The following is an 8,509-nucleotide window of genomic DNA, read 5'->3' on the forward strand; positions in this document are numbered from 1 at the left end:
AGGCGGGCGAAGCCCGCCTCGAAGGGACGACCGCCGCGCACCCGGGCGAGAGCGCCTTGGACGCTTCGATGACGGAAGAAGAGCGCCGCCGCCTCTTCGCCCACGTCGGCCGCAACGATCCCTGCCCCTGCGGCTCGGGCCGCAAGTTCAAGGACTGCCACGGGAAGCTCTCCTAAGCCGTCCCGGACGACCGCCGGAGGCCCGGCCTCCGGCTTTTGCCCAAAGCCCGCCGCGGGGTGTGACCCTACGGCGGGTTTTGCTTTGTGAGCCCCACCATTTCCCAGATCTGATGATGTTTTGGAAGCGCAAGCCCCCGACCGCACAAGGGGAGAAGGCCTCTCCCGAGCCTTCGGCCTCCCGTGAGACCCTCACGCCGCTCCAGCCGTTCCCCACGGCCTGCGGCATCCCGGGGCTGCGCGTGCGCACCGCGCACGCGCCCTCAGGAGATCCGCTCCTCTGGGTCTTCGACGCGTCGGTCGCCGCGGGCCGCGTGCGCGGACACGCGACGCCTGCCTTCGGGGCGGGCGCGCCCGAGCGCCTCACCGAACGGCTCTCCGAAGAGGTGCCGCCCTTCGGACTCATCGTCGCGGCGGGAAGCGCCGCGACGGGCGAAGGCGCGCTCTCGCGCGGCTTCGTCGATGCGGTGTCGGCGATGGGCGGTTCCGTGGGACTCCCCGACGCCCTCGTCGCGTGCGTGGGGCCCACGGCGGGCGTTCCCGCCGCGGGGCCCATGACCGTGGCCGCTCAGACGCTGACGGAGCTGCCTGCCGACGAGAGGCTTCAGAACCGTAAGCCTGCCGCCCCGCAACGGCGACACCCGTCGGAACCCTTCCACGTCGCCTTCCCCTTCATGGATGCCGGGGGCGAAGTGCGCGTCGCGGGTTGGTTCTGGCCCGACCCTGCCGTGATGGTTTGGGTGAGCGACGTGCCGCTCGGGCGCGGCGCGGCCGAGGAACTCATCGACGACCTCTGGACGGCGGGGCCGGACGCCTGGGCGATGACGGGCGATGCGCACCCGGGGGACACCGTGCTGATCCTCTCCGCCGCGCCGGGGCCGGAAGCCGCGCCCGCGGACGGGCGCGTGGAGACCTTGAGGACGGCGCTTCGCGTCGGAACCGAGATGCTTTTGAGGGCCGCCTGCGCCCCGCAGGGGCCCGTGCCGACCCTCACCATCGAGGGCGCGGCGGACCTCACGGAGGCGGCCGCCGCGGCGCGCGTCTGGACGAGGACGCTGACGAGACTTCACGCGTCGCCCAACCTGCCGCCTTCCACCAGGGCCGAGATCCTCTTCCGCGCGATGGCGGCGACGCCCCTGGTGGGGATTGAGCGCTCGCGCATGGGGTTGGAGCCCTTCATCCGGGAGGGCAGGCTGATGGATGGCGCTCTTGCGGCGCAGGCGATCCCGCAGGAGTGCGTGCTTACGCTCGGACGCGGAGCCGCGCGGGGCGTTTGGCCCCTGCGGGAGACGGCGCGGAGCAAGGATGCGGTGAACGACCGCAAGAAGGCGGAGCAGGAACGATGACCGAAGCAAAGGACGCGAATGTGGCGAAACCGGCGGACGTGAAGAGCGCGGCCCCCAAGATCGTCGAAGTGGTGGTGGGCGTGGTGTCGGACGGCCGCGGCCGGATCCTCTTGAACTCCCGCCCGGAAGGGAAGCCCTATGCGGGTTGGTGGGAGTTCCCTGGCGGCAAGATCGAGCCGGGCGAGACCCCGCACGAGGCGCTCGTGCGGGAGCTCAGGGAAGAACTCGGTCTTGAGATCGAAGGAAGCCGCGCCTGGTACGTGACGGAGGCGGTCTTCCCGCACGCGCACGTACGGCTTCACTTCCGGTTGGGGTGCGCCTCGCCGGAGGCCGCGCCCCAGAGCCTCGAAAATCAGGCCTGGGGGTGGTTCGCGGACGGGGAGGCGCTCCCCGGAGAACTTCTCCCCGCGTCCGTCCCGGCGCTCCGGCGCGCGCGGATCCCGGCGGTGCTGAGGTCGGCTGAGACGGAGGGCCGCTGGCGCGGCGTGCGGGCGGCGAGCCGCGAAGCGCTTCTCGCGGCGGCGGAAGCCGGCGCGGACTATGCGGTCGTCCGGGCGTCGGACTGGGACGTCGTGGGCGAGCCGCCTCTCCCCGTGCTGGTGGAGGTTGCCGAGGGTGTGGGCGAGACGGTTGGGACGGAGGAGCCGGGGGCGACGGACGAGGCCGTCGCCCTTTGGCGGGCGCGCGGCGCCCACGGGATCTTCATCGACGGGTAGTCCGGCGCTTCGGGGACGCGTCGGCGCGAAGCGCCTTCGCGTCCAAGCGCGCACGTTCTTCCGAAGCGCTCTGAAGGTCTTCGGGGGAGAGGAGGTCGGCGGAACCCGGCTCCCCTTCGATCACGTATTCGTCGTTCGACCACGCGCCCAAGTCGATCAGGCGGCAGCGCTCGCTGCAGAAGGGCCTGTAGGGATTTTCAGGGGCGTAGAGGGCCTCGCGGCCGCAGGTGGGACAGCGTACTTTCATCTTCTGTTGTGGTTGTTTCTGCCGGAGTGACCGCTTGCTTACATTCAGCCGCAGAGCGCCAGACGGAAGGTGATGTCTTCCGTGGAGGCGTGGAGCCGACGCTGCGCGTCGGGGCGCGAGAAGCGGATCCAGAGCATGTACTTGTTGGCGCTCACCTCGGGGATGAGGTCGTCCCCGACGGGAAGCCAAAGCCGCGCCAAAAGGACGTTGCGGCCGGTGAGCGGGAGCTGGTGCACGCCCCCGTGGGCGGTGACCTCGCCGTCCGTCTGTACGGCCGAGCGGAGCATCCCGAGGACGATCGCGATCGCGTCGCGCGTCGGGGTCATCGTGTCTTCCCAGGCCTGAAGTTCGGCGCGGCGCGCGGCCGCAGGCTGCGCGAGCCAATGGTGAAGCATCGGGAGGTCGAATTCGCAGGTGCCGCCCGGCAAGGACTGGCGGGTGCGCACGAGGCGGAGCCACTCGTTCTCACGGATGTACTGCGCCGAGCGTCCGAGCGTGCGGTTGATCCCGTGGAGGGCCTCTTCCGTTTGGCGCAGCGTCTTTTCCGTCCCTTCGCGCTCTTCCCCCGCGAGGTGCGGAAGCTTCATGCGCAGAGCGTGTCTCAGGCGGGAAAGCTCCTGCACGAGGTCGTTTTTGAGGTCGCTTCGGGCGCTCGCGTCGACGAGGTCAAAGAGCGCCGAGAGCGCCGCATGATGCGCAAAAGGATTGTCCTCACCGCAGAACCATTCATAGCGGCGGAAAAGGAGTTCCAACCGCAGGAACATGCGGATCCGCTCATGGCATGGAAATTCGTAGAGGATGTGGTCCTGGTCGCTCATGCGAATACCTTGAAATCCTTGTGGAGGACGGAGGGAACGGAGAAAAGGGCCTCAGGATCGGTCGAATCCCCGGCCCTCAGGGCTCGGAAGTGAGTTCATTGTATAAAAGTTCCACGCTTTCTTCGAGTGTCTTCGGATCCGACCCGTTGTATATGACGTGGTCGGCGGCCGCGAGCCTTTCCGCGCGGGGGAGTTGGCGCGCCATGAACCCTTCCACCGATTCCCGGGAGAGCCCCGAGCGCGCCATGGTGCGCTCGATCTGAAGCTCGGGCTCAAGGTCGATCACGAGCACTTGGTCGACGGCCTTCCGCCACTCGGGCTTTTCGAGAAGCAGAGGGCAGTCGTAGACCAGAAGCGGGGCGTCCTTCGCCGCTTCCATGAGGGCCTCGGTCTGCGCACGGATCATCGGGTGAAGAATCGCTTCAAGGGTCTTCTTCGCCTCAGGGTCCGACAAAAAGCGCTCACGCATCGCGGCTCGGTTCATCGCGCCGTCTTCGGTCACGAACTCGGTTCCGAACGCCTCCCGGATCGCGGGGACGGCGACGCCTCCGGGGGCGGTAAGTTCGCGGGAGACGGCGTCGGCGTCGACGACGGGGACGCCGAGCTTTCGGAAGGCCGCCGCCGCGGTGGACTTCCCGCTGCCGATGCCGCCGGTGAGGCCGAGACGAATCATGTCGAGCTCCTTCGAGTGAAGGGGATCCCCGGAGACTTCCGGCCGGGAGACCCGCGCGCCGGAGGGAAACGGAGAAAAACTGATAAAAGAAAAAGGCACCGCACTCACGTGCGATGCCTTTTTCAAAAATCCTGGTCGGGGTGAGAGGATTCGAACCTCCGACTCCTACGTCCCGAACGTAGTACTCTACCAGGCTGAGCTACACCCCGAGGGTTCCCGATCAGCGTTATCGATCACGCTTAACGGTGAAGGACAACAAGTTTAGCAGACTTTCGCTGAAAATGGAAGAGGGAATTTGAGAGAGCGCTGCGCGCCCACGTTCCAGTTCCTTCTCAGCGCGTGCCCTGCACCGATCAAGAGCACCGGACTTTAGCACGACGGCGGAAATTTTGTCAAAGTCTCCGTCACCCTTCCTCACGGCCTCGTCGATCATCGCACGATCTCCCTCGTCGGCGAGTTCGCGCGCGTAGATGAGGGGAAGGGTCATCTTCCCTTCGCGGAGGTCGCCCCCGAGGTTCTTGCCGATGTCGGCCGCCACCCCCTGATAGTCGAGGATGTCGTCCGCGATCTGGAAGGCGTTCCCGAGCGCGAGGCAATACTCAGCGAGCGCATTGACGCTCTTTTCGTCCGCGTCGGCGATCGCCGCCGCCATGCGGGCGGCCGCCTCGAAGAGGCAGGCGGTCTTCCTTTCAATCACCTGGAAGTAGCGCTCTTCGTCGACCGAGGGGTCGTGGGCGTTCGCCATTTGGATGACTTCACCTTCGGACAACCGGTTGGCGGCGTTCGCCAACGCCTCCATCACCTTGAGGTTCCCCGCGCGGATCATCATCTGGAAGGAGCGCGTGTAGAGGAAGTCGCCCACGAGGACCGCGACGCCGTTTCCCCAGCGGGCGTTCGCCGTCGGGCGGCCGCGGCGCATGTCGCTCTCGTCCACGACGTCGTCGTGCATGAGGGTGGCGGTGTGCAGCAGCTCGATCGTCGCGCCGAGGTACGGGGCGAGGTCGCCCTGATAGCCCAACGCGCGCGCCATCATGATGAGGAGCGCCGGGCGCATGCGCTTGCCGCCCGCGCTCGTGATGTACTCGCCGATCTCGTGCATGCGGCGCACGTCGCTCGCGAGCTCCTCACGGATGATGCGGTCGACGGCCGCCATGTCTTCGGCGATCGGAGCGAGAAGGGCGCGGACGTCCGCTTGGGGCGAGGTGGTCATCTTGGAGGGGTCTCCGGTGCGGCGGGCGGTCGCTGACCGCCCGCGGTTGGTGTTCTGAGCCGCTTCCCGGGACGAGTGCGGAAGGTCTCCGCGGAAAGCGCCCCCAAGTATAAGAGCCGCAGGGGCCCGCCGCACCACCGCGGTTTCGAGAATGACGGCGCGGAGAGTCCCGGCGGAGCGCCTTCCGGGAGGCGCTTCGCGGTTGACCGCCGGGGTCATCAAAAAATTCGGGCTTTCGGCTTGACGGTCCCTCTTCACAATGAGAAAATGCCGTCCTTTCCACGCACTGGGTGCGTCGTGTGCGCGGAGGATGGTCCTCCGGACGGCGCGGACGTCACCGAATACAAAAAGGCTTCGCACCAAGCCCCGTTGAAGGGCCGAAGCGAAGCGGCGAGGTTTTACATGTACGCTATCATCAAGACGGGCGGTAAGCAGTACCGCGTCCAGGTCGGCGACAAGCTCAAGGTCGAAAGCCTTGCGGTTGAAGCCGGCGCTCAGGTCACCCTCACCGAAGTTCTCGCCGTTTGCGGCGACGAAGGCCTCAAGGTCGGCACCCCGGTGCTCGCCGGCGCCACCGTCACCGCCACCGTGCTCTCGCACGGCCGCGGCGAAAAGGTTCGCATCTTCAAGTTCCGTCGCCGCAAGCACTCCATGAAGTCGGGCGGTCATCGTCAGAACTACACCGAGCTCAAGATCGAAGCGATCTCGGCTTAATCCAAGAACCTGATTTTTTCGTAGAGAAGACAAAATGGCACATAAGAAAGGCGGCGGCTCCACCCGCAACGGTCGCGATTCGCAGGCGAAGCGCCTCGGCGTGAAGGTTTTCGGTGACGCGGCGATCAACGCCGGCGGCATCATCGTCCGTCAGCGCGGCACGAAGTTCCATGCCGGCGACAACGTCGGCATGGGCAAGGACCACACCCTCTTCGCGCTCGTCGACGGCGTCGTCAAGTTCGAAATCAAGGGTGAGTTCAATCGTCACTACGTGCACGTTGAACCCACGACCGCGGCCTAATCGTTCTCGGTTAGACTGAAGGTCCGGTTACGGAGGCGGCCTGCGCCGCCTCCCGTGCGAACCCGCGAAAAAGCCCAGTGCGGTCCGGCCGGCTGGGCTTTTTTGATTGAGAAGATTTTCTTCCCCGGAGGTGCTCTCGTGAAGTTTGTCGACGAGGCCAAGATCGAAGTCCAGGGCGGCAAGGGCGGCAACGGCGCCGCGAGCTTCCGCCGCGAAAAATTCATTCCGAAGGGCGGTCCCGACGGCGGCGACGGTGGTCGCGGCGGCAGCGTTTGGGCCGTTGCGGACCGCAACATCAATACGCTCGTCGACTACCGCTACACGCGCAAGTTCTTCGCCCCGAACGGCGAAAACGGCCGCGGCGCGGACTGCTACGGCGCGGGCGGGAGCGACATTGAGCTCCGCATGCCCGTGGGCACGCTCGTTCGCGACGTCGACACGGGCGAATTGGTCGCCGACCTGAACGTGCACGGTGCGCGCCAACTTCTTGCCGCGGGCGGCAAGGGCGGCCTCGGGAACCTTCACTTCAAGAGTTCCGTGAACCGCGCCCCGAAGCAGGCGACGCCGGGCGAGCCCGGGCAGTACCGCTCGCTCGAACTCGAACTCAAGGTGTTGGCCGACGTGGGTCTGCTCGGCATGCCCAACGCCGGGAAGTCCACCTTCATCACGGCCGTCTCGAACGCCCGCCCGAAGATCGCCGACTACCCCTTCACGACGCTGCACCCGCATCTGGGCGTTGTGCGCGTGGGTCCGGAGCAGAGCTTCGTGTTGGCGGACGTCCCCGGCCTCATTGAGGGCGCGGCGGAAGGTGCCGGTCTCGGCCACCTGTTCCTTCGACACCTCGCCCGCACGAAGGTTCTGCTTCACGTGATCGACGCGGCGCCTCTGGACGAGGAAACCGATCCGGTCGCGCAGGCGAAGGCGCTCGCGCTGGAGCTTGAAAAGTACGACCCGGAATTGGCGGCGAAGCCCCGCTGGCTCGTTCTGAACAAGATCGACCTCGTGCCGGAAGAAGACCGTGCGGCTTTGATTGAAAAGTACCGTGCGGAATTGGGCACCGACGAGACGCCCGTCTACGTCATTTCGGCGGCGACCCGCGAAGGCTGCGAAGAGCTCCTGAACGCTCTCGCGCAGTTCATCGACGAACAGCGCCGCGAAGAGGTTGCGTTCCTCGGCGACGAGCGCTTCGATCCGACGGCGAACTGATTATTAAGGAAAAGGGGGAGCAATCTCCCTTTTTTGCTTCATGCGAACTGTTGTTGAATACGTCAAGAAGGTCGCGCCTCAATATGATGTCGTGTCCTTTGATATCTTCGATACCTTAATATTTAGAGCTTGCGGAGAGCCGAGGGGGGTATTCGATATTGTTGGGCATGAATTGGGGTTGCCTGACTTTGCAGAAAGAAGAATAAAAGCAGAGGCTTTTGCTCGGAAGAGGTCTTCTAAAGAAGAGGTCTCTATTCAAGAAATCTATCAATATCTAGAGGTCCCGATCGAAATTAAGTCTCAGTTGTTGCAAAAAGAATTAGAAGTTGAGGAGAGGGTTTGTTTTGTCAATCCAACTCTGCTGAATTTGTTCTTATATTTGCTTCATCAGGGCAAGAGAATATTCTGTGTTTCAGATATGTATTTGCCAAAGAGTTTCCTGGAGAAGCTTTTGGCAAGAGAAGGATACGCAGGATATGAAGGGCTTATAGTGTCTTCGGAAGAGGGTGTTCAAAAGGCTTCTGGACGCCTTTTTGATCGATTGGTTGAAAGGTATGCGTTATCGCCTAGTCGAATTTTACATTTAGGGGATAACTACGATTCAGATTGTGTTGCGGCACGGAGTAGGTTTATTGATGCTGTCCATGTACCCTTGAATTTTAGAAAATTATTGAGTTGGGAGCCTCGATTTATGAGGGCGCTTCTCAAATTTGAAGATAGGGAATTGCGCGATCTGATCTGTGCTATTTCTGAGAGGCGCCCTCAGGAGTGTTCTGAATATTGGGAATCTTTTGCGCGATCATGGGCTCCTCTGGTTTATGCCTCGATTTGTCGATATGTTCATGAAGAAGCTCAGAGGTATCCGGGGTCACAGGTTGTTTTTGTGGCTCGCGATGGTTTTGTCTTAAAAAAGATTTACGACTTCCTGTTTCCGGGGAATAAGTCGACATACCTTTTCCTCTCAAGAGGTGTGCAAATTATTTATCAGCTTGATGAGGATGATCGATATGAAAATCTGTCTACATGGGATAGAACGATTTTGAGGAGATGGTTCTCTAGTTGGCTTGGGATGAGTTTTGATTCTGAGGATGTTTTTTTGAAT

The 8,509-nt window shown here is 63.5% G+C and carries 11 protein-coding genes and 1 tRNA gene; 7 read left to right on the forward strand and 5 right to left on the reverse strand.

What is annotated here, in order from left to right; translation table 11 throughout:
• The 3 genes from HMPREF9440_RS12375 to HMPREF9440_RS10985 all read left to right on the forward strand — a co-directional run.
• On the forward strand, positions 1 to 176 hold a 176-nt coding region (locus tag HMPREF9440_RS12375; protein ID WP_008542046.1), incomplete at its 5' end, for an SEC-C metal-binding domain-containing protein.
• A 113-nt stretch (positions 177 to 289) separates the two neighbouring features.
• Positions 290 to 1,522 carry a hypothetical protein gene (locus tag HMPREF9440_RS04875; protein ID WP_008542047.1) on the forward strand — a complete coding sequence of 411 codons (1,233 nt, stop codon included), beginning with the start codon at positions 290 to 292 and terminating at the stop codon, positions 1,520 to 1,522.
• Positions 1,519 to 2,238 carry a (deoxy)nucleoside triphosphate pyrophosphohydrolase gene (locus HMPREF9440_RS10985; protein WP_008542048.1) on the forward strand — a complete coding sequence of 240 codons (720 nt, stop codon included), beginning with the start codon at positions 1,519 to 1,521 and terminating at the stop codon, positions 2,236 to 2,238. Before HMPREF9440_RS04875 ends, HMPREF9440_RS10985 begins: the two co-directional genes overlap by 4 nt.
• On the opposite strand, the gene HMPREF9440_RS04885 is transcribed toward HMPREF9440_RS10985, so the two are convergent.
• From HMPREF9440_RS04885 to HMPREF9440_RS04905, 5 genes are all read right to left on the reverse strand, one after another.
• The gene (locus HMPREF9440_RS04885; protein ID WP_008542049.1) at positions 2,225 to 2,485 is read right to left on the reverse strand and encodes a DNA gyrase inhibitor YacG; all 261 of its coding nucleotides are present in this window, start codon (positions 2,483 to 2,485) and stop codon (positions 2,225 to 2,227) included. The two genes, HMPREF9440_RS10985 and HMPREF9440_RS04885, sit on opposite strands and share 14 nt — an antisense overlap.
• 44 nt (positions 2,486 to 2,529) lie before the next feature.
• Complete coding sequence (gene zapD, locus HMPREF9440_RS04890) at positions 2,530 to 3,303, reverse strand: cell division protein ZapD (protein WP_008542050.1); 774 nt, start codon at positions 3,301 to 3,303, stop codon at positions 2,530 to 2,532.
• Between the two features lie 76 nt (positions 3,304 to 3,379).
• A complete protein-coding gene (coaE, locus tag HMPREF9440_RS04895; RefSeq protein WP_008542052.1) occupies positions 3,380 to 3,976 on the reverse strand; it encodes a dephospho-CoA kinase in 597 nt (198 codons plus the stop codon).
• A 132-nt stretch (positions 3,977 to 4,108) separates the two neighbouring features.
• Positions 4,109 to 4,185: transfer RNA gene (locus HMPREF9440_RS04900), tRNA-Pro, on the reverse strand.
• A 17-nt stretch (positions 4,186 to 4,202) separates the two neighbouring features.
• Positions 4,203 to 5,186 carry a polyprenyl synthetase family protein gene (locus tag HMPREF9440_RS04905; protein ID WP_040763715.1) on the reverse strand — a complete coding sequence of 328 codons (984 nt, stop codon included), beginning with the start codon at positions 5,184 to 5,186 and terminating at the stop codon, positions 4,203 to 4,205.
• Positions 5,187 to 5,588: 402 nt separating this feature from the next.
• On the opposite strand from HMPREF9440_RS04905, the gene rplU reads away from it, so the two are divergent.
• The 4 genes from rplU to HMPREF9440_RS11205 all read left to right on the forward strand — a co-directional run.
• Positions 5,589 to 5,900 (forward strand): 50S ribosomal protein L21, encoded by a 312-nt coding sequence (gene rplU, locus HMPREF9440_RS04910; protein ID WP_040763724.1) that lies wholly within the window; start codon positions 5,589 to 5,591, stop codon positions 5,898 to 5,900.
• A 34-nt stretch (positions 5,901 to 5,934) separates the two neighbouring features.
• Entirely contained in the window at positions 5,935 to 6,201 is a 267-nt protein-coding gene (gene rpmA / locus HMPREF9440_RS04915) for a 50S ribosomal protein L27 (RefSeq protein WP_008542058.1), read from the forward strand.
• Between the two features lie 138 nt (positions 6,202 to 6,339).
• Entirely contained in the window at positions 6,340 to 7,407 is a 1,068-nt protein-coding gene (gene obgE / locus HMPREF9440_RS04920; RefSeq protein WP_040763728.1) for a GTPase ObgE, read from the forward strand.
• A 91-nt stretch (positions 7,408 to 7,498) separates the two neighbouring features.
• On the forward strand, positions 7,499 to 8,509 hold a 1,011-nt coding region (locus HMPREF9440_RS11205), incomplete at its 3' end, for an HAD family hydrolase (protein WP_148516411.1).

It is taken from the genome of Sutterella parvirubra YIT 11816, from assembly GCF_000250875.1.
GTDB classification, from domain to species: domain Bacteria; phylum Pseudomonadota; class Gammaproteobacteria; order Burkholderiales; family Burkholderiaceae_F; genus Sutterella; species Sutterella parvirubra.